This is a genomic window from Anaerosporomusa subterranea, from assembly GCF_001611555.1.
Taxonomy (GTDB): Bacteria; Bacillota; Negativicutes; order Sporomusales; family Acetonemataceae; genus Anaerosporomusa; species Anaerosporomusa subterranea.
Genome location: NZ_LSGP01000013.1, coordinates 613,466 through 634,051, shown reverse-complemented (window position 1 = coordinate 634,051; position 20,586 = coordinate 613,466). Strand labels below are relative to the sequence as shown.

Below are 20,586 nucleotides of genomic sequence, written 5' to 3'. Positions count from 1 at the left end.
GAAACGGTAACGAAATAAAAACCGCACAGTTTGCACAAGGCATACTATGCGGTTTTTTCACATATAGATTTTTAGAAAAGCCATGGAATTTATGTTACATCTGCTCGAGTTGATCCTTAATTTGCGTGGCGTGAAGTGCTTCCGCCTCAGCAAAGTGGGAATACATTTTCGCGACTTCTTTGTCTGTGATTTGCTTTGCGAAGGTCTGATAATCTCTGACCAATTCTTGCTTTTGGGTGAGTGTTGTTTGCAGGGCATTTCTTACATCTAATGGTTCCATCATTTCACCTCCTGAAATTATGTTGTTAGCATTACCAATTTATCATAGTTTATACAGCTTTGACTCAGGTCATAAACCTCGGTATAATAGAGAAGGCTTGCATTTCAATTGGGAAAGGAACCATTTTTTTATGAAAAAACCGTTGCAGCTATGTTTAGCCGTTACCGTTACTCTGCTGTTACACACAGGCCCAGCATTGGCTCAGCCGCCTGAGCTGACTGCAAAGTCTGCGATTTTAATTGAAGCGTCTACCGGAAAAATACTTTATGATCGACGCTCACAGGAGCGTCGTCCACCTGCTAGCACGACAAAGATGATGACTCTCATCACTGCGCTCGAACATGGCAAGCTGGATGATATCGTGACTGCCAGCGAAGTCGCATCGCAAACTGAAGGCTCGACCCTGTGGTTAGCACCGGGGGAGCAACTGAAAATGCAGGATTTATTGTATGGGGTGATGCTTGTTTCTGGCAATGACGCTACTGTGGCAGTTGCCGAGCATATTTCCGGTTCAGTCGGAAAATTTGCCGAACTCATGACCGCCAAGGCTAAAGCTATTGGCGCTGTCGATACTCACTTTACAAATTCAAATGGTCTGCCTGATCCGCAACACTATTCGACTGCCCGTGATCTGGCATTTATCGCGGCCTATGGCTATAAGAACCCATTGTTCGCAGAGATTATTACCACGCCTAGTCGTACCATGCCTTGGGCAGGTAAAGATCACGAACGGGAGATTTTCAATGAAAACAAACTACTGTGGCAATACGAAGGGGCTAATGGGGTTAAGACCGGCTACACGGATGAAGCCGGGCCCTGTTTGGTTTCGGCCGCAAAGCGTAATGGAATTCAATTAATTGCCGTTGTCCTTGACAGTGACTATATGTGGACTGATTCAATCGCGCTCTTAGATTATGGCTTTCGCCAGGTACGCTCACAACCCTATTTTCAGCAAGGTGATGTGTTGCGTACAATTCGGGTTGCTAATGGCAAGACAGAGTCGATTCCGCTGGCCGTGAAAGATAGTTTGGCTGTTCCGGTCTTTGAAGAAGGCGGTGTCAGCGATTATCACACAGTGCTCGAAGTGCCTAATCGCGTTGAGGCGCCAATCCGACGCGGCCAGAAAGTTGGTGTCGTGAAAACCTTGTTCAAGGAAAAGGAAATTGCCGTCATCGATCTAGTCGCCGCCGATTCTTCAGAAAAGAAATCCCTATGGTCCTTAGTCTGGACCTCCCTGCGCAGCCTAGTTTCCAATCTGATGCAGTATCTGGCTTGACGCTGCGCCCTCTTAAGGCCGGCTGTCTGCCGCGTTTTGGGGGGATTGTGTGATAAACTTCATTTGGCTGTTCTTTTTGATCGTCGGTATAGCCTACGCCGGCATCAACGGTCGGGTGGAAACCGTGACCCAAAGCGCCATTAGTGGAGCCGAGACCGCTGTTACGCTGGCGTTTAAACTGCTGGGTGTCATGTGCTTATGGCTAGGGATAATGAAAATTGCCGAGAAAGCGGGCTTAATTCGCATTTTCGCCTGGATTCTTGGGCCGATTATCCGACTGCTGTTTCCAGGAGTACCGAAAGGTCACCCTGCGCTGGGGGCAATTGTCATGACAGTAAGTGCCAACATGCTTGGCCTGGGCAACGCAGCAACCCCCTTCGGCATAAAAGCGATGCAGCAATTGCAGGAGCTGAACCCGAGCCGTGAAACGGCAACCCCGGCGATGTGTACTCTGTTGGCTTTATGCACAACAGGCTTTACCCTGGTGCCTGCCACTCTGATTGCGCTGCGGTCAGCGGCTGGGTCTGTTAGTCCTGCCGAGATTGTCGGTGTTACTGTGCTGACCAGCCTAGTAGCAACGGCTACCGCATTGACTGCAGATTTTCTCTTCCGGTTAGTTACTGGCAGGAGGAGGGGATGACATGGTAAGTTGGTTACAGGATATCTCCGTTTGGATTATTCCTGCAACGATATTCCTTATCGTTTTGGCTGGTTTCCTGCGGCGGGTGCCTGTTTACGAGGCGTTTGTAGAGGGCGCTGCCGAAGGATTTCACACCACCATTCGTTTGCTGCCCTTTTTGGTCGCCATGATGGTTGCCATTAATGTCTTTCGCTTTTCCGGTGCGCTTGATGAGTGCATTGCTGTAATCAGTCCGCTTTTATCGCGTTTCGGCATTCCGCCTGAACTCACGCCTTTGGCAATCATGCGGTCCTTGTCTGGCAGTGGTTCGCTTGGCATGGTCAGTGAATTATTTAATACCTATGGCCCCGATTCGCAGGTTGGCCGCATCGCCTCTACGATTCTGGCCAGCACAGATACAACGTTTTATGTACTAACAATCTACTTTGGCTCTGTCGGCATTCGTAATCCTCGCTACTCAGTGCTAGTCGGGCTGACTGGTGATCTGGCGGGATTTTTGGCAGCCATATACATATGCAAAACAGTGTTTGCTTGAACAGGATCACTTCGGCGATCTTTTTTTACTCATCAGAAGTATAAGCTTCGAGATGCAGAAGGTTGATAAAATAAAGGATAATAGCGATTGGCCGCAAAAACGCAAAGGGCGCTCAGCGCCTTCGCGTTTTTGCGGCTAAAAATCGTTCTTTCGTTCCCGAAGATCGCTGTAGCGGTCTTTTTTTTCGGCCAAGTGGCGTTTTATGCTGTGCAGAATAGACTGTAAGTAAATGCGATCTTCAAACATGGGGAATGGAGGGATACCATGATTAAAGTGGTCATCATCGGCGGGGGGTGGGGCGGATGCGCTGCCGCATTGTCAGCTGCCCAGGCAGGTGCGACCGTCCTCTTACTTGAACGGACTGATCTGCTTTTGGGCACCGGACTGGTGGGTGGCATTTTTCGCAACAACGGCAGGTTTACCGCGGCGGAAGAAATCATTTCTCTGGGTGGGCAAGACTTGATCGCCACGATGGACCAAAGCGCCCGGCATACGAATATTGAATTTCCGGGACACCGCCACGCCTCTTTATACGATGTAGGCAAGATCGAGGCTGCGGTTAGCGAACTGCTGCAGCAGCATGGTATCAAAGTTCGGCTGAAAACCCGCATTACCGATGTGTTGCGGCTGGGAAAATTAGTTCGCCATATCGTGACTGACAACGGAGAAATTATCGAAGGCGATGTCTTTATCGATGCAACCGGCACTGCTGGGCCGATGGGGAATTGCCTGACTTATGGTAATGGCTGTTCTATGTGCGCCTTGCGGTGTCCAGCGTTTGGCCCGCGGGTTAGCATAACAGCTAGAGCCCAGGTCAAGGAGCGCAATGGTGAAAAACTTGATGGCACATTTGGCGCCATGAGCGGTTCGTGCAAACTCCATAAAGAGTCGCTGAGTTCAGCATTGCAGGATCAGCTTGAATCCACTGGCGTCGTGGTCATCCCAATGCCGGAGATGTTAAAAAACAAGATTTCGCTTGGCAAGAAGGCTTGCTCACAGTATGCCTTACCTGAATATCGGGATAACTTGGTTCTATTAGACACAGGCCATGCCAAAATGATGACTTCCTATTTTGCACTTGAGGACTTGCGACAAATCCCCGGTCTAGAGAATGCCCGCTTCGCTGATCCATACGCCGGCGGCAAGGGGAATTCAATCCGCTACCTTGGTATTGCCCCTTGTGCAAACACACTGCAAGTGGACGGCGTTGACAATCTATTCTGCTGTGGCGAAAAATTCGGTATCATGGTCGGACACACCGAAGCAGTTGCCACAGGCTTACTGGCTGGCCATAATGCTGTCCGTTATAGTCTTGACATGCAATACTTACAGTTGCCGAGGACGTTGGCAATTGGGGAATTTATCGCATTTGTTCACGAACAAATGAACGAAAAACAACATTTAGATGTGCGGTACACCTTTGCTGGGGCTACTTTTTTCAATCGAATGCAGGAACTCAATCTCTACTCTATTGACCCGTCAGTAATAAAAGCGCGAGTGGCGGAGGCTGGATTAAGTGATATCTTTAGCCAGAGATTGGTGTAGGGGGAATATGATGAGGCCGTTTATGCGCTGTATTGATGTCAATTCAGAGCAGTGTCCTTGTTTGTTATCTGATACGAATCACTGTTTTATGTGTAGCCAGCTTAAAGGTGAAGCTGTTTGTAATTGCGATTGGACTGGTCAATGTATTTTGCACGAAAAGCGGTGGAAGGCGCCGCGAAAACCGTCTGATGCCCCTTGTCGGCGCGAGGTCGAATCAACGCTCGTGATAAAACGGCAAGTAAATGAACATACCTATATTGTCGAGACCGAGGTTGGTTTAGAGTTGGCAGAACAACTCAATAAAATTGGCTCATTTATCTTCATGCGCCGAGTCGATGACCCGGAAATGTGTAACTTCCCGGTGGGTATCATGAATGTCAAACGTGGCACCCTAACCATGGCGATTGAGACCATCGGACCCAAATCAAGCCGTTTATTTATGCCACTTGAAGCACGGGTGCTGCTGCGCGGACCGTATCTGAACGGAGTCTTTGGTCAGCCGTGGATTGATTCCACAAAATATGGTACAATATTGGCAGCAGTTGGCGGATTAGGTCAGTCAAACGCCTTGATGTTGGCGAAAGCAATTTTGGCTAACGGTAACAAGGCCACATTTGTGATCGCACCCGGCCAAGCTGGCAGTATTTTTGTCGCCGATGAACTGCAGGCGATGGGCGTTGAGGTCATTTCTGTGTCGTCGATGCGACGTGAGGGTTTCGCCAAATTGCAAGAACTGTTCAGCGATAAGGTCGATTTACTCCTGAGCGCTGGACCGGATGACTTGCACAATGGCCTGATTGCCACTATGCATGAAAGCGGCTATAATTTTCCGATGGCGGTCACTAATAATGCCACCATGTGCTGCGGAGAAGGTATCTGTGGCAGTTGCGCCAAAAAGACGAAAGATGGCGTCTGGATCCGAACCTGCAAAGTTCAGCTGGATTTCAACCAACTGGAGAACTCGCATTAAGAAAAAGACAAATACAATTATATATTGTTATGTAAGGAGCGCACACAACTTGGAACGATTGCAAAAAGTTATCAGTCAGGCCGGTATCGCCTCGCGCCGGGAATCAGAATCAATCATTACCGCGGGTCGTGTAACGGTGAATGGCAAGGTTGTCACCGAACTCGGCGTTAAGGTCGATCCAGTCAAAGACAAGGTCCGGGTGGATGGCAAGCTTATCCGTGGTGAGAAGCTGGTCTATCTGCTCTTGTTCAAACCAAAGGGAGTTGTTAGTACTCTTTCAGACCCTGAGGGACGGGAGACTGTTGCCCAATTGGTGTCTGATGCGCCGCAACGCGTATACCCTGTTGGCAGACTGGATTACAACACCGAAGGGGCATTGCTGCTGACGAACGATGGAGAATTGACCCATGCGCTCCTGCACCCTAGCCGGCATGTGAAGAAAACCTATATTGCCCGTGTTAAAGGCATCCCTGCGGAAGAGAAACTCGATAAATTACGCACAGGTATTAAGCTTGATGATGGGATGACCGCTCCGGCCGAAGTCTATCTGCTAGAAGCCGATCAACAAAAAGGTGATGCAAGGATAGAGATTACTATCCATGAAGGCCGAAACCACCAAGTTCGCCGCATGTGTGATGCTATCGGTTACTCGGTAAAACAATTGAAGCGGGTTTCTTTTGCGTTTCTAACGTTAGAGGGACTAAAACGCGGTCAATATCGATCCTTGACAGATGATGAAGTCAAGAAGCTAAAACTGTTAGCGAGTGAAGAAAACAAAGAGTAACCTGTTCAAAATTGGAATTCGAGGCGAGCGTTATAGGGCTTCTTTTGCCCCGAAGTACACAAAGGGTGCGTAATTGCACAGAGGGTCAAGAATGATGTCTTAACCTGTTGTGTACGCCCTTTGTGTATTTTGCGTACTATGTGATTCGTTAACTCCGCCTCTCTTCACTATCGACTTTAGCAATGAATATAATTGGACAAGGGGTTACCCTTTCATTGGAGGCGAACGTATGAACAAAGTGGTAGTAATCGGCGGCGGTGCAGCCGGTCTCATGGCTGCTGTGACAGCAGCGCAGCACGGTGCGAAAGTCGAAGTAGCTGAGAAGATGCCAGCCGTTGGTAAAAAGATATTAGTGACAGGCAAAGGCCGTTGCAATATTACCAATGATAGTGACATCAGAGAGTTTATTCAAAATATGCCCGGTAACGGGCAGTTTTTACATAGCGCATTCCGTGCTTTTTCCAACCTTGATATGGTGGCATTTCTTGAAAGCCGAGGCCTTGCCACAAAGGTCGAGCGCGGTGGACGAATCTTTCCTGTCAGTGATCGGGCGGCAGATGTTGTCGCTGTGTTTACTCGTCTGCTGTCTGAACTAGGTGTATCGATTCGCCTGGGACAAGCTGCCCGGCGCATTCTTGTCGATAATGAACACATAACCGGCGTTGAATTTCAGGATGGAGGCAAGATCAGTGCAGACAAGGTTATTCTTGCTGTGGGCGGTTCTACTTATCCCGGTACTGGATCGTCAGGCGATGGCTTTGTGATGGCTGGAAAAATTGGGCATACTATTACTGAACTGCGGCCATCGTTGATTCCACTCGAAGTCGAAGAAAGCTGGATCACCGATTTGCAGGGGCTGTCACTGAAAAATGTCACTGCTACTGTTACCAAAGGCGGCAAAAAGTTAGCTTCTGAATTTGGTGAGATGCTTTTTACCCATTATGGTTTATCCGGACCGATCATCTTGTCGCTTAGTCGAGTGGCGGCTGATGCGCTGCGCATCGGTGAACCGGTTGCAGTTGAGATCAACCTAAAGCCAGCGCTTGACGAACAAATGCTTGACCGGCGTTTGCAACGCGATTTCGCTAAATTCGCCAGAAAACAGATGAAGAATGCGCTCGATGAGCTGTTACCCAACAAACTCATCGATGTGATTATAGACCTATCGCATATTCCGCCTGAGAAGCCGGTGCATCAAGTGACAAAGGTCGAACGTGCCCGACTGTCCGAACAATTGCGACGGTTAACCTTCACCATTACCAAAACGCGGCCGCTAGCTGAGGCAATAGTCACCGCTGGTGGGGTCAGCACCAAAGAAATATCGCCATCCACCATGGAGTCAAAATTGGTTAAAGGGCTATACTTCGCTGGCGAAGTCATTGACATTGACGGTTATACTGGTGGTTACAATCTACAAGCCGCTTGGTCGACAGGTTTCGTCGCTGGTAGGCATGCGGCGGATTATTCCTGAATATGAATAAATAGGAGAGAAGAGCGCTAGTGATTGGACGCGACGACAACAAACTAACAGTGTATCTTGACAAACTGCTACCAAAACTAGTGGTTGCTTTTCTCTGCGCGCTGGTTGTTGCTCAGGTTGTCCTATTTGTGGACGGGACCCGGCAATATATTTCTAAGACTGATAAGCTGGAGGGTGAGCAGCTAGCAGTGCATCGTCCTGGCGCTGCTAAAGAGGATACCGCCCGCACTGTACTCGAACCGCTGCAAAAGCTGCGCAAAGGCAAAACTCTGTCATTTTCGGTTGTGTCAAAAGAAAAGCGTCCCAACATTGCAGTGCGGATCAACAATCAAGTGATAGGCAATTTTCGTGACGGCGCCGTCCAGCTTACTGTGTATGAACAAGATTACTTGGAGATTGACGCTAGTGGATGGCGGGAACCGGTCCGCTTTCGGGTTGAAGCTGATGAGGGAATTCTTCTTCCCATCAGCGGTGTCGAGTTTGAGACTGTTGGCGATACGCTCGCCGTCGGTCAAGTAAAACTAAAATAGATTATAGTGAAATACGATAAATGGCAGGAAACTCCTTAGAAATATAGAAAATTGTATACGGCTACCGCAATGGTAGCAAAGTTTCAAATTTGGGAGGAACTATGAAAGCAAGTATTATCGCCATTGATGGACCAGCTGGGGCTGGCAAAAGCACGGTCGCCAAGTTCGTTGCCAAACGGCTGAACTATGTATATATTGATACCGGAGCGATGTACCGGGCGGTCGCCTGGGCTGCTCAAGATAAAAATATCAGCCCCGCCAATGAAGATGCCATGGCGGAACTGACGCGAACTTTGTCGATCCAGTTGTATTATCGTGATGGACAACAGCGTATTACAGTGGACGGACGGGACGTCAGCGAAGAAATTCGTACTCCCGATATCTCTCGCATAGTTTCCGCAGTATCGGCCATTCCGGCTGTACGCAATGCATTGTTGGATTTGCAGCGGCAAATGGCTCGCGCTGGTGGTGTGGTCATGGATGGACGCGATATTGGCACCTGTGTTTTGCCTAACGCGGATGTGAAAATCTTTCTCATCGCTTCAATTGATGAGCGTGCGCGCCGGCGTTGTCTGGAACTTCAGGAAAAAGGATTTGTCACCGACTTGGAACAGCTCAAACAAGAGATTGCCTTGCGCGATAAAATGGATAGCGAACGAGAGTTGGCTCCATTGCGGCAAGCCGACGATGCTACACTCATTGACACTAGTGACATGACGATCGAGCAAGCCGTAGATGCTATTATCACCGAACATGAGAAGAGGTATCGACCGTGACGCTGTATGGTGTAATGCAAGCCGTGCTTTCAGTTATCTTCAAACTTGGATTCGCCATAAAAGTGTCTGGTGTTGAGAATATTCCTAAGACCGGCGGCGCTGTCATTGCCTCCAACCACATTAGTCTGTTGGATCCGCCTGTGCTAGGAGTTGCTCTTCCACGCCAAGTTCATTTCATGGCCAAAAAGGAATTGTTTGCAAATCCCGTATTTGCGTGGGTGATTGAAAAATTAAACGCCTTCCCGGTGCAACGGGGTACGGCTGACCGCGTTGCTATCCGAAAGGCGCTGTCTTTATTGGAACAACAAGAACTGCTAGTCATCTTCCCGGAAGGCACGCGCTCAAAAACCGGTGCATTAGGCAATCCTGAACCCGGTGTAGCGTTGATTGCTGCCAAAGCCGGCACACCTATCATACCAACTGCCATCTTTGGCACAAACCAAGTCGGCAAGTGCGGCTTTCGATTGCCACGATTCGCAGTAGCTTTTGGCCCGCCTATATATCCTGAGCCGGGTAAAACAGACCGGGATTCGCTCGAGATCCTCAGCCAGTCGATGATGAAAGAGATTGGAAGATTATTGACAGAAGGTAATTGTCAACTATAATTATATAAGTTGTAAAAATGTAATTTTTATAAAAAGGGACATATGATCGCTATCGCTAGTTACACAGATTTTTTAAATAGATGGCGGCATTCGTCGCTTAACAGGTAGATACCGGTCAGACCATACAATACGACATTAACCATACCTAAGAACATGAAGCCGCTGAACATGACGAATGCTCCTTGAACCACGAAAATAATGGAAAAGGTCAACTGCAGCAGACGCGCCCAATTCTTTAGTTTGAATAAGCCATAGGCAGGCAAAACGTATAAAGCGAAAGTCACGAGATAGATGGCTGCGGCGGATAGATTGTTCGCTTGCAGCTGGACGAAAGCGCTAAACAAGTTGCCAAAGGCATTGAGGACGAGAAGCGCAAGGACTAGCAGCAATTTCCAAGATAGGTGCGGACTCAGCCAGGCTGGCCGACGTGATGGCTTTTGATCATTTTCCACATTTATGCACTCCTTAACATAGTGTTTCCAACAGACGTTTCTATTATAGCACATTTCTCGGGAATATCAGCCTCGCGCTTTGCGTAAATACATGAAGATAACAATTAGCGGTGAAGTGGCGATAGGCAGGAATATTTGAGGGATAAGTGGTTAATAATCCTGAAAAAAATTGTAAATTTTTTACGCTATTGGCAGCTTGCCTGTCAATAGCGTTTTTCTTGTGATATACTATAGGAGTTAACTAAATCTGCGAGTCTGGCTTTTTGTGCAGCTCTGTCGAGAAAGGGGAATGATCGGTTGAAAATCCGTTTAGCTCAATATATGGGCTTCTGCTATGGCGTAAAACGAGCTGTAGAATTGGCTGTTAACAGTGGCGGCGGGGTCACGCTGGGACCACTCATTCACAATCCGCAAATGGTCAGCCGTTTAGCTAGGCAAGGTGTTGGCGTAGTCAATGACCTGGAGGAAGTGGAGGCGGGGACGGTCATTATCCGTTCTCACGGCGAGGGCCCGGCTGTGTATGAGAGAGCTCGAGCTAAGCAGCTTAATCTCGTTGACGCTACCTGTCCGCATGTCAAGAAAGCGCAGCAGGCAGCCCGTAAGCTGACTGAAGCCGATAGACAGGTTGTCATCCTTGGCGAGAAGAACCATCCTGAAGTCAAAAGTATTTTGGCCTGGGCTGGTGATGACGCTATAGTGGTCGAAACTGCCGACGAGGTCCGTGCCTTGCCTTACATAGCTCATTTGGGAGTAGTGGTGCAAACTACGTTTTCCCGCAGTCTGTTTGAAGAATTGATCAGCCTGCTCCAGAACAAAACAGATGATCTTGCCGTTGAGCGGACAATCTGCACAGCCACAGACCAGCGCCAGCAGTCAGCGATTGAGCTGGCCAAACAAAGCGAGGTCATGGTGGTCGTCGGTGGCAAGAATAGCGGCAATACCACCCGCTTGGCGTCAGTATGCGAGCAAGCAGGCGCCCGCGTTTACCACATCGAAACCGCTGCCGAACTGCGTCCTGAATGGTTTCAAGGCGTACAGACGGCTGGCATAACAGCCGGCGCTTCCACGCCGGACTGGATTATAGAGGAGGTTTATCACACAATGGAAGAAATGAACATGGGAAATCAGGAATCAGTAAAATTGGAAACAGGCATGATTGTCAAAGGCACAATCGCTGCTGTCCGTAAGGATGCGGCCTTTGTAGACATCGGCTACAAATCTGAGGGAGTCATCACCTTAAGCGAGCTCGCTTACCCGGCTCCCGAACAAGCATCTGACGCCGTTAGCGTCGGACAGGAAGTCGATGTACTCGTTCTTGATGCTGATAACGCTGAAGGCAGCGTCATCTTGTCGAAAGTCAAAGCAGACAAAGTTGTCGCTTGGGATAAACTACAGGCAGCATTCGAAAACAAGCAGCCAGTTGAAGGTAAAGTAACCGCTGTGGTTAAAGGCGGCCTGTCTATTGCCGTATTAGGTGTTCGCGGTTTCGTGCCTGCATCCCAAACTGCTCTGCACCGGGTTGAAGATCTAAATACGTTTGTCGGTCAAACCCTTGAGTTTCTTCCGATTGAAGTCGAGGCAGACAAACAGCGTGTGGTTCTTTCCCGCCGCCAGTTGCTTGAGGCCGAACAAGCTAAGCAAGAAGCTGCTCTGTATGCCAAGTTAGCCGAAGGCCAGATCGTGCGCGGCGTGGTTCGTCGTCTGGTTGACTTTGGCGCGTTTGTCGATATCGGCGGCATTGATGCCTTGATCCACATTTCCGACATGTCCTGGCAACGCGTTAATTCACCGTCAGAAGTTCTGCAAGTTGGCGATGAAGTCGAAGCCATGATTGTTAAACTCGACCCTGCGAAGAGGAAAGTCGGGCTCAGCCTGAAGCAAGTACAGAAAGATCCTTGGCTGACTGCAGCAGCCGAATTAAAAGAAGGCTCTGTTCTTAAAGGCCGTGTCACTAAAACGGCTAAATTTGGCGCTTTTGTCCAAATTCAACAGGGCGTAGAAGGACTTGTGCATCTGTCTGAGCTTGCCGATCACCGTGTGAACAGCGCTGACGATGTGGTTAAACCTGGCCAGGAAGTCATGGTCAAAGTTCTGGCGATCGATACCCAGCAAAAACGTATTTCGCTCAGTATTGCGCAGGCGCAGCAGGATGCGGAGAGAGCAGAATACACAGGCTATCTTAGCCAACAGAACAGTATCGGTGTAACTCTCGGCGACAAACTGGGCGATAAGCTCAGCCAATTGTTTAAAAAATAATGTCAGCGGATATCGCTCTCAGACGATCAAGAAAACTTGATCATATCGAGTATGCCCTAACTCTTGATGACGGACCGGCAGATAGCCGGTTTACCGACTTTCAGCTGCTGCACAACTGCTTGCCTGAATTGGCTCTAAACGATATCAGGCTGGAAACGGCAGTCGCTGGCATTTCTTTGCCGCATCCCCTGATCATTAACGCCATTACCGGCGGTACAGATGATGTGGCTGATGTTAATGCCAAGCTGGCCGAAGTGGCTCGCCTGACAGGATCTGCAATGGCGGTTGGCTCCCAATTCGCCGCTCTGCGTGATCCTGCCGCTGTTGCGTCGTATTCAATCATTAGAGACGTAAATCCCTCAGGCATCTTGTTTGCTAATCTGGGAGCGCATGCTTCTGTCGAGCAAGCCAAGGCGGCCGTCGATATGATCGATGCCGCTGCTTTGCAGATTCACCTCAACCCGGCACAGGAACTAATGATGCCAGAAGGGGACCGTTCGTTCACTGGCTATCTCGCCAAAATTCAGGATATTGTTCACAGCTTAGACGTACCTGTTATTGCTAAGGAAACTGGCTGTGGCATAGCGGGAGAACAGGCGACAAGTCTAGTACAATCCGGTGTTCGCGCTATCGATGTCAGCGGTGCGGGCGGCACGAATTTCCCAGCGATCGAAGCGGCCCGCGGACGCCATGAAGTCAGCGCAGAGGCGCTCTCTTGGGGGATTCCGGCAGCGATCAGCGCGGCAGAAGTGGCGGCCAGCTTGCCCGATGGAGTGGATATGATTGTGTCAGGCGGTGTGCGTAGTCCGCTAGATGCTGTTAAATCCTTCGCGCTTGGTGGACGGGCAGTCGCAGTGGCGGGTCCGGTATTGCGGCTGGTGCAGACCGGCGGTGTCGGCGCCGCCGTCAGCTGGGTCGAGAGCTTTCTCGCCGAACTGCGGTGCTATTTGCTGCTGACCGGCAGCTCCTGTCCGGCTGACCTGCTGGCTAAACCGCTGGTTGTTTCCGGCTTTAGCCGTGACTGGCTGAACGCACGGGGAATAGATACCGATGCGTTTGCACGCAGAGGCAGAAAATAATCAGACCATAGACAAAACCCGCTTTTAAGCCGTAAGGCCTAGAAGCGGGTTTTGTCTTTTACTAGTGCTAAATCAAGGAACGATGATGAACCTAATGAATAGGTTCTTTCAGCTTTGCACTCTGCATAAAACAGTACAAAAGACAGAAAAAAATAGCGCAATTGTGGGTCTCTCTTGCGACTTTGCCAAAGTTGGGGAGCATAAAAAAGTTTACTCTTCTTGCCGCAGCATAGCTTTTTAGGGTGAGCGGAGCTAGGCTAAAGAGTATGTTGACATTTATAACCAAAATGGTGTATATTTTGTCTGAGGAATCAAATTATTTAAATTTATTGAGCAACTGACAAAATTAATTAAGGAGGGTTGATTTGATTTATCGCGAGAAAGATTGTGCATATATGCAAGAGGAGGTAGAGTATGAATATTCTTTCTGTTGTTGGCTTGGGGACTCTGATTCTTGTTATAGCGTACTTCACCTACGGAAAGTTCGTCTCCAACAGAGTATTCGAACTTGATGATTCTAGAGTCGTCGCGGCTGTTGAATTGGAAGACGGTGTGGACTATGAGCCGACAGATGCAAAATACTTAGCAGGTCAGCACTTTTCCGCCATCGCCGCTGCAGGTCCGGTAACAGGTCCGGTTATAGCAGGTATGACCTTTGGTTGGGTTCCGACTTTCCTTTGGATAATTATTGGTACGATTTTTATTGGCGGTCTTCATGACATGGGCGCACTAGTCGCTTCGATTCGCAGTAAAGCGTCTGGTATTGCAGACACGATGAAAAATTATGTTTCTAACCGAGTCTGGATTCTTTTCAATGTTTTCATTTTCTTTACTCTGATCATGATCATTGTTGCTTTCACAGATATTACCACTGCGTCCTTTGTCAACACAGTTATTGCTGACGATGCAGTCGTGGGTGGCGGCGCAACGGCTACTTCTTCCATTTTATACCTGATTCTGCCTGTAATCATGGGCTTTTTGCTGAGATACACGAAAATGAGTCTCGGTGTGGCAACGGCCATCTTCCTGCCGCTGGTTGCAGTTTCAATTTGGATCGGCCCATACATACCGTTCAACTTGCAAACTATTATGGGGCTGGAAACTCCCCAAGCTGCTCAGAAAGTATGGAACGTTATCATCATCGTATACTGTTTCATTGCTGGTATTGTTCCTGTCTGGGCTCTTTTGCAGCCGCGCGGTCACTTGGGCGGTTACTTCTTGTACGCAACACTCGTCGTAGCATTCATCGGCATCCTCTTCGGCGGGTTTGAAACGAAATTCCCGGCTTGGACGAATGCATTCGGCGGTGATAACTTCTGGACTCCAATGTTCCCGATGCTCTTTATTACGGTGGCATGCGGTGCTTGCTCTGGTTTCCACAGCTTGGTAAGTTCCGGAACAACCTCCAAACAATTGAAGAAGGAAAGTGACGCCAAACCCATCGGCTATGGTATGATGCTGGCTGAATCAGTTGTCGCATTGATTGCTTTGTCATGTGTTATGATTCTGCCAAAAGGTGATGCTCTCCTCGGCAAATCACCAAACTTCATCTATGCCAATGGCCTTGGCTCTTTCATGGAATTAATCGGCATCAGCAAAGCTATTGGTATTTCCTTCGGTTTGATGGCGTTCACGACTTTCGTCTATGACACCCTGGACATCTGCACCCGACTCGGCCGCTACATCGTCCAAGAACTCACCGGTTGGAAAGGCTGGTCTGGACGTATTATTTCGACCCTGTTGATTGGCGGGATCCCACTGGTCCTGATGTCAATTACCCTGACGGATCCAAGTGGAAAACCGATTGCCATCTGGAGCCTGTTCTGGAGGACCTTCGGTGCATCTAATCAGTTGCTGGCTGCTCTGGCACTCGTCGGGATTACCGTCTGGTTGCAAAGAACCGCCAAAAACAAAAAGGCTTGGGTGGCAACGTTGATTCCGGCGATCTTCATGTTCCTCATGAGCAGCTGGGCTTTGATCAGCACCTTCACATCCTATACATTCAAAAAGGGTGTCTTCACGATGCCTGTTGGAACAAATATTGTTGTACCGGCCATGTGTCTGATTTATATCGTCCTGGCAATCTGGGTCGTTATCGAGTGTGCACCACCGATTATTCGCAATGCCAAGAATGCGGATCCTTCAATTCCTCCAAACTTAACCTTCAAATAAAAAGTCCAACAATAAGGCGGTTAAGCGGTTTTTCGCTTAACCGCCTTATCTTATGGATTTTAACCGGCTAGTCAGTGCCCCAACGCCGGTCGAAAATGAAATAATTTGCGGGTCAGGGCGTTGATAGTTTTAAAGTCTCATAGGTAACGGCGGTCTTTTTCCTTTCATTTCGCATGAATCATTTTCTTACCGGGCAATCTATCATTGTACGCAGTAAAAGACGGTAAGAGGTGATTGCATTTGAATATGCCGATAGGTATGATTCTGTTGCTGATCGTTGGCATGCTGGTGTATTTTGGTTTGGCACAGCGAATACTCGACAGAATGCGGCTCACAGACAAACAGGCGCTGTTGTTTATCGGCGGCATTATCCTGGGCAGTTTTATTGATATCCCGATTATGCGCTCGCCGACGGAGGTCAATATTAACGTAGGCGGTGCGTTGTTGCCGGCTATTCTGTCTCTGTGGCTGATTGCGAAAGCAGATGAGCCCGGAGAAAAAGTCCGGGCGGTGAGTGCTTCTATCCTGGTGGCGGCCGCAGTCTGGCTGGGCTCTCGCTATCTACCCTACGAACCGGAGAATATGTTCATCGATCCAAAACTTCTCTATGGTCTGGCGGCCGGTTTGATTGCATACATTGCGGGCAGATCCCGCCGCAGTGCCTTTATTGGCGGCGTGCTGGGCATCATTCTTAGTGATATCGTTCACATGATTACCATCATGCGGATGGGTATTCCCGGCACAACTAATCTTGGCGGTGCGGGGGCGTTTGATGTTACCATCATCGCCGGCATTGTCGGCGTCATGATCGCTGAACTAGTGGGGGAGACCCGCGAAAAACTACAAGGCGGCCCAGTGCGCGGCAACAATCGGCCTGAAGGGCTCTACGAATTTAGTAAGGAAATTTATCCCGAATCTAAAAAAGGTAAGCCTACTGCGGATGGAAAGGAGGCCGCGGATAATGAAAAGTCGGACGAAACTAGCTCTTAGCTTTGTCATTGCCCTGGCGTTGTGCATTTTGATCAGCTCGACAGGCTTAGCCCATGAACGCAGAGACGGCGGCTATTTCACCATCGTTGATGAAGCTGGCAGCACTGTTTATGAAACCGGACGCAACATTCGCGTCGGCGACCAATTTCTAACAGAGCAAAACAAACGTTATGAAGTGATTACCATCGAGGGCGATACAGCAAAAGCCAAGTTAATCGGCACTGTTAATCTATCTCTCTATCTGCCGAAAGAAGACAGCTTTTTTGTGAAATTGCTGCGTCCCCGCATTGCAGCTGCGGCTGAGGAAGGCGGCAAAGTCGCCATCTATCACACTCATTCTGATGAGTCTTATGTGCCGACCGACGGCTCGGAGTCAAAGCTCGGTGCAGGCGGAATTTACAAAGTGGGGGCCGCTTTCGCAGAAGGATTGAAGAAAAATGGTCTAACTCCGGTTCTCTCTGATGCCAAACACGACCCTCACGACGATATGGCCTACGAACGATCCCGCCGGACTGCACTGCAGCTCGTTAAAAATGACCAGCCGGCAGCAGTATTTGACGTCCACCGCGATGCAGTGCCGCCTAACGTATATTCTGGTACGATTGACGGTGAGCAGATCAGCAAAGTGCAGCTGGTGGTCGGTAAATACGGTCCGACTGGAAAGCAGATCGAAGACTATGCCATGAAAATCAAAGCCACTTCAGACCAGAAGCACCCTGGCCTGGTTAAAGGCATCTTCTTCGCCAAGGGCGGCGACTATAACCAGGATCTGCATCCGCGATCCATGCTGATCGAGGTGGGAGCACATACAAATGACCGTGAGTCTGCTGAAAAAGGCGTAGCTAAGTTTTCTGATGTCATGCCAGCCGTACTTGGCAACACAGCTGCCACCCCTTCAAATCCGAACGGTCCAACTGGCGCAGGAACAACAGCGTCTGGTGCGTCCGGTTCTACTAAATCGATTGGCTGGATTCTGGCCGCGCTGGTCGGCGGCGCAGCGTTATTCCTAATCTTGAGTACCGGTAGTATGAAAGAAGCTGGGTCCAAGGCAAAACAGTTTTTTACCACCGAATTTGCTAATTTTTTAGGACCGCTGCGTCGGAAAAAAGACAAACGAGATGATGATTCAGATAAAAAATAAGGAAAAATGCACAAATTCCGCAACGGTGATGGTTTTTTTGCCATCACCGTTATTGTTTGCAGGAAAAAACCGGTCAGAAATGGTATACTATACAGTTGAGAGGTGAACTTTTTGCTAAAACAAGGAATCATTGCCACTGTCCGCCCTGGTAGTCTGGCCGCACGCTTAGGATTAACCGCGGGTGATCGTCTGCTGAGCGTCAATGGTCAATCGCCAGAGGATTTGATCGACCTTAGCTTTGCTGTTGCTGACAGCCGTTTTACATTAGCTGTTGAAAAGTTAGATGGCACCAAAGAGACGCATCAAGTGAGAAAAGGCCGTCATGACGACCTGGGCATCGAATTTGAAAGCGCTGTGTTTGACCAGGTTCGATGCTGCGCCAATCGTTGCATATTCTGTTTTGTCGACCAGATGCCAGCCGGCATGCGTCAGAGTCTGTACGTAAAAGATGATGACTATCGTCTTTCCTTTTTATATGGCAACTTTGTCACACTGACCAATTTAGGACCGCGCGATCTGGATCGGATCAGGCGGCTGCATTTATCACCTCTGTATGTGTCTGTGCACGCAACTGACGGCGAAGTTCGCGCTTCGATGCTCAACAACAAGCGCGCCAGTCAAATCATGAAGCAAATTAATGAGTTAGTCAGTTTTGGCACTGAACTGCATGCCCAGATCGTCTTGTGTCCGGGAATTAATGATGGGGCGGTGCTAGAAAAAAGCTTCCGCGATCTGTATGCCCTCTCGCCGAGTGTGCTGTCCCTGGCCATTGTTCCGGTCGGTCTGACCCGCTATCGCCAGGACTGTCACTCACTGTCCGGCTTTACCGCCGACGGCGCCGCCGCAGTCATCAATCAGGTAGAGAATTGGCAAGCAGCCTGTCGTGAAGAAACAGGCGAGAGTTTCGTCTACTTGGCTGATGAATTTTATCTGGCAGCTGGACGAACAGTGCCTGCCTATGATCTCTATGCTGACTTTCCCCAGCTTGAAAATGGGGTTGGCCTAGTCCGTTGCTTTCTTGATGAATGGGAGAAGACCGAACTGACAGCCAGCTATGATCAGCCGCTATGCATTGATGTCGTCTGCGGAGTCTCAGCTGCCAAAATTATCGGTCCGCTGCTCGCCGACTGGACCGTGCCGAATCTGACTGTACGGTTGCTGCCGGTTGAGAACAAATTCTTTGGCCCATCAATTACTGTAACCGGGCTGTTGACAGGGAGTGATATTTTGGCTGCACTTCAGGCCAGCGATAAACCCGGCGATGGAGTCATTATCCCCGGCATTGCCTTGCGTAAAGGAGAAAATATCTTTCTTGATGATATGACACTAGAGGAGTTTGAACGCCAGCTTGGCTCGCCAGTGCGAGCCGCTCATTTTGCCGCTGATCTAAAGCAATGTTTAGCTGACTGGCGGTAATACTAATAGAGGCTGTTACAAAACGCCCATCTGCGTTGTACCTGCAAGGGGCATGCCGCCAACTCTAAGTCGCTGAAGCGCCAAGAGTTGCGCATTCACGGCTACGTTTGCTTGCTTGCGTACCTTTTGTACACGGCACGGTGCAAGCCTCGCTGTTCCTAGTGATGCTACTATGCTTATGTACCACAGCGATGTTTTGTAGTCGCATAGGCAACAACATCTGGATATTTTCTAACAGCCTCCTTTCTATGGGTAGCGTGTTTTGGTAAAACACGCTCTAACAAAGTAACCGCAGCGACGGAGAAGAATCGAAGAATACAGGTGGTGCAATATGAAACCAATCGTGGCCATTGTCGGACGCCCCAATGTGGGCAAATCCACGTTATTTAACCGAATCGCAAAAAAAAGGGTATCAATTGTTGATGACATGCCAGGAGTTACTCGCGACCGACTGTATTGGGATGCTGAATGGTTAAACCATGAGTTTACCATGATTGATACTGGTGGCATTGAAATCGACAGCACTGATCACATCCTGACCCAAATACGCTATCAAGCGAACTTGGCTATTGACGAAGCTGATGTCATACTTTTCGTCACTGACGGTAAGGCTGGTGTAACCTTTGCTGACGAAGAAATTGCCTCGATTTTACGTCATGCGAAAAAGCCAGTCATTCTTGCAGTGAATAAAATGGACAGTATTAAAGATGCACACGAAATTTACGAATTTTACAACCTTGGTCTGGGTGAGCCCACGCCGATTTCGGCAGCCAACCTCTTAAATTTGGGTGATCTGTTAGATGCGATCGTGGCAGCCTTCCCTGACAAAAGTAGCGAAGCCGATGATGAAGACCAAATCAAAGTGGCTTTTATCGGCCGCCCCAATGTTGGTAAGTCCTCGCTGGTTAATGCCATGCTGGGTGAAGAAAGAGTAATTGTCAGTGATGTTGCGGGGACTACTCGTGACGCTATTGACACCCATTTCATCAAAGATGACATTTCCTATGTTCTGATCGACACAGCAGGTATGCGCCGCAAAGCCAGAATCGAGTACGAGTCTATTGAACGCTACAGTGTTATGCGTTCACTGCGGGCCATAGACAGGGCTGATGTCGTGCTAGTGGTTATCGATGCAGTCGACGGCGTCACCGAACAGGATAAAAAGATCGCCGGCTATGCCCACGAGGCTGGCAGGGCGGCAGTTATCGTAGTGAATAAATGGGATCTCATTGAAAAGGACTCTAAAACCTCGCTTCACTTCACAGAAGCAATCCGCAGTGAGCTAGGCTTTTTGCAGTATGCTCCGATTGCCTTCGTGTCTGCTCTGACCAAGCAACGCCTGAGTCGCTTGACTGAGCTAGTCAAGTTTGCCGCTGATCAGCACGCTATGCGTGTTTCTACCAGCGTTCTTAATCAAGTCGTTGAAGACGCGGTTGCCATCAATCCGCCACCATCAGTAAATGGCAAGCGCTTAAAAATTCTCTATGCTACCCAAGCCGGCGTCAAGCCGCCCACATTCATTTTCTTTGTCAACGAACCGGAAGCTATGCATTTTTCCTATACGCGGTTTCTGGAAAATCGCTTACGCGAATCCTTCGGCTTTGAAGGAACACCGCTTAAACTGGTGGTGCGCGGCAAAAAGAATGAAGACGATTAAGC

Annotated in this window: 19 protein-coding genes; 17 read left to right on the top strand and 2 right to left on the bottom strand. The window is 49.1% G+C overall.

From position 1 onward, the window contains the following. Positions 1-94: 94 nt before the first annotated feature. Positions 95-283, bottom strand: a complete 189-nt coding sequence (locus AXX12_RS06780; RefSeq protein ID WP_231881822.1) for a rubrerythrin family protein — start codon at positions 281-283, stop codon at positions 95-97. Between the two features lie 127 nt (positions 284-410). Here AXX12_RS06780 and AXX12_RS06775 point away from each other — a divergent pair, with 127 nt between their 5' ends. The 10 genes from AXX12_RS06775 to AXX12_RS06730 all read left to right on the top strand — a co-directional run bounded on the left by AXX12_RS06775 (position 411) and on the right by AXX12_RS06730 (position 9,421). Then, positions 411-1,556: a D-alanyl-D-alanine carboxypeptidase family protein gene (locus AXX12_RS06775; RefSeq protein WP_066239902.1), complete on the top strand. Its 1,146-nt coding sequence runs from the start codon at positions 411-413 to the stop codon at positions 1,554-1,556. Positions 1,557-1,605: 49 nt separating this feature from the next. Further along, positions 1,606-2,196 carry a nucleoside recognition domain-containing protein gene (locus tag AXX12_RS06770; protein WP_066239900.1) on the top strand — a complete coding sequence of 197 codons (591 nt, stop codon included), beginning with the start codon at positions 1,606-1,608 and terminating at the stop codon, positions 2,194-2,196. Between the two features lies 1 nt (position 2,197). Then, on the top strand, positions 2,198-2,731 hold the full coding sequence (locus tag AXX12_RS06765) for a spore maturation protein (protein ID WP_066239897.1): 534 nt from the start codon (positions 2,198-2,200) through the stop codon (positions 2,729-2,731). Positions 2,732-2,995: 264 nt separating this feature from the next. Continuing rightward, the gene (locus AXX12_RS06760) at positions 2,996-4,276 is read left to right on the top strand and encodes an FAD-dependent oxidoreductase (protein WP_066239894.1); all 1,281 of its coding nucleotides are present in this window, start codon (positions 2,996-2,998) and stop codon (positions 4,274-4,276) included. Between the two features lie 7 nt (positions 4,277-4,283). Then, a complete protein-coding gene (locus AXX12_RS06755; RefSeq protein ID WP_066239892.1) occupies positions 4,284-5,246 on the top strand; it encodes a hypothetical protein in 963 nt (320 codons plus the stop codon). 49 nt (positions 5,247-5,295) lie between these two features. Continuing rightward, the gene (locus AXX12_RS06750; RefSeq protein ID WP_066239889.1) at positions 5,296-6,030 is read left to right on the top strand and encodes a pseudouridine synthase; all 735 of its coding nucleotides are present in this window, start codon (positions 5,296-5,298) and stop codon (positions 6,028-6,030) included. 229 nt (positions 6,031-6,259) lie between these two features. Continuing rightward, entirely contained in the window at positions 6,260-7,501 is a 1,242-nt protein-coding gene (locus AXX12_RS06745) for a BaiN/RdsA family NAD(P)/FAD-dependent oxidoreductase (RefSeq protein WP_066239887.1), read from the top strand. A gap of 29 nt (positions 7,502-7,530) precedes the next feature. After that, positions 7,531-8,040 (top strand): hypothetical protein, encoded by a 510-nt coding sequence (locus AXX12_RS06740; protein WP_066239883.1) that lies wholly within the window; start codon positions 7,531-7,533, stop codon positions 8,038-8,040. 101 nt (positions 8,041-8,141) lie between these two features. Beyond that, positions 8,142-8,816 carry a (d)CMP kinase gene (cmk, locus tag AXX12_RS06735; protein ID WP_066239881.1) on the top strand — a complete coding sequence of 225 codons (675 nt, stop codon included), beginning with the start codon at positions 8,142-8,144 and terminating at the stop codon, positions 8,814-8,816. After that, positions 8,813-9,421 carry a lysophospholipid acyltransferase family protein gene (locus AXX12_RS06730; RefSeq protein ID WP_231881821.1) on the top strand — a complete coding sequence of 203 codons (609 nt, stop codon included), beginning with the start codon at positions 8,813-8,815 and terminating at the stop codon, positions 9,419-9,421. The genes cmk and AXX12_RS06730 overlap by 4 nt, the downstream gene beginning before the upstream one ends. Before the next feature lie 59 nt (positions 9,422-9,480). Here the strand turns inward: AXX12_RS06730 and AXX12_RS06725 are convergent, their stop codons facing one another. After that, on the bottom strand, positions 9,481-9,873 hold the full coding sequence (locus tag AXX12_RS06725) for a hypothetical protein (RefSeq protein ID WP_066239878.1): 393 nt from the start codon (positions 9,871-9,873) through the stop codon (positions 9,481-9,483). Positions 9,874-10,170: 297 nt separating this feature from the next. On the opposite strand from AXX12_RS06725, the gene AXX12_RS06720 reads away from it, so the two are divergent. The 7 genes from AXX12_RS06720 to der all read left to right on the top strand — a co-directional run bounded on the left by AXX12_RS06720 (position 10,171) and on the right by der (position 20,584). After that, entirely contained in the window at positions 10,171-12,129 is a 1,959-nt protein-coding gene (locus AXX12_RS06720) for a bifunctional 4-hydroxy-3-methylbut-2-enyl diphosphate reductase/30S ribosomal protein S1 (RefSeq protein ID WP_066239874.1), read from the top strand. Further along, entirely contained in the window at positions 12,129-13,208 is a 1,080-nt protein-coding gene (fni, locus tag AXX12_RS06715) for a type 2 isopentenyl-diphosphate Delta-isomerase (protein ID WP_066239868.1), read from the top strand. Before AXX12_RS06720 ends, fni begins: the two co-directional genes overlap by 1 nt. A 414-nt stretch (positions 13,209-13,622) precedes the next feature. Continuing rightward, positions 13,623-15,380 carry a carbon starvation CstA family protein gene (locus AXX12_RS06710; protein WP_066239865.1) on the top strand — a complete coding sequence of 586 codons (1,758 nt, stop codon included), beginning with the start codon at positions 13,623-13,625 and terminating at the stop codon, positions 15,378-15,380. A gap of 240 nt (positions 15,381-15,620) precedes the next feature. Next, complete coding sequence (locus AXX12_RS06705; RefSeq protein WP_066239862.1) at positions 15,621-16,370, top strand: DUF1614 domain-containing protein; 750 nt, start codon at positions 15,621-15,623, stop codon at positions 16,368-16,370. After that, positions 16,342-17,511, top strand: a complete 1,170-nt coding sequence (gene spoIIP / locus AXX12_RS06700; RefSeq protein ID WP_066239859.1) for a stage II sporulation protein P — start codon at positions 16,342-16,344, stop codon at positions 17,509-17,511. Before AXX12_RS06705 ends, spoIIP begins: the two co-directional genes overlap by 29 nt. A gap of 102 nt (positions 17,512-17,613) precedes the next feature. After that, entirely contained in the window at positions 17,614-18,927 is a 1,314-nt protein-coding gene (locus tag AXX12_RS06695) for a DUF512 domain-containing protein (RefSeq protein ID WP_407922236.1), read from the top strand. A gap of 331 nt (positions 18,928-19,258) precedes the next feature. Continuing rightward, positions 19,259-20,584, top strand: a complete 1,326-nt coding sequence (gene der / locus AXX12_RS06690) for a ribosome biogenesis GTPase Der (protein ID WP_066239854.1) — start codon at positions 19,259-19,261, stop codon at positions 20,582-20,584. Positions 20,585-20,586: the final 2 nt, after the last annotated feature.

What these genes read in the sequence shown, in the direction of transcription:
- AXX12_RS06780 (WP_231881822.1), bottom strand. Translation starts at nt 283, where the DNA reads ATGATGGAACCATTAGATGTAAGAAATGCCCTGCAAACAACACTCACC.
- AXX12_RS06755 (WP_066239892.1), top strand. Translation starts at nt 4,284, where the DNA reads ATGATGAGGCCGTTTATGCGCTGTATTGATGTCAATTCAGAGCAGTGT.
- AXX12_RS06745 (WP_066239887.1), top strand. Translation starts at nt 6,260, where the DNA reads ATGAACAAAGTGGTAGTAATCGGCGGCGGTGCAGCCGGTCTCATGGCT.
- spoIIP (WP_066239859.1), top strand. Translation starts at nt 16,342, where the DNA reads ATGAAAAGTCGGACGAAACTAGCTCTTAGCTTTGTCATTGCCCTGGCG.
- AXX12_RS06775 (WP_066239902.1), top strand. Translation starts at nt 411, where the DNA reads ATGAAAAAACCGTTGCAGCTATGTTTAGCCGTTACCGTTACTCTGCTG.
- AXX12_RS06760 (WP_066239894.1), top strand. Translation starts at nt 2,996, where the DNA reads ATGATTAAAGTGGTCATCATCGGCGGGGGGTGGGGCGGATGCGCTGCC.
- AXX12_RS06710 (WP_066239865.1), top strand. Translation starts at nt 13,623, where the DNA reads ATGAATATTCTTTCTGTTGTTGGCTTGGGGACTCTGATTCTTGTTATA.
- AXX12_RS06765 (WP_066239897.1), top strand. Translation starts at nt 2,198, where the DNA reads ATGGTAAGTTGGTTACAGGATATCTCCGTTTGGATTATTCCTGCAACG.
- fni (WP_066239868.1), top strand. Translation starts at nt 12,129, where the DNA reads ATGTCAGCGGATATCGCTCTCAGACGATCAAGAAAACTTGATCATATC.
- cmk (WP_066239881.1), top strand. Translation starts at nt 8,142, where the DNA reads ATGAAAGCAAGTATTATCGCCATTGATGGACCAGCTGGGGCTGGCAAA.
- der (WP_066239854.1), top strand. Translation starts at nt 19,259, where the DNA reads ATGAAACCAATCGTGGCCATTGTCGGACGCCCCAATGTGGGCAAATCC.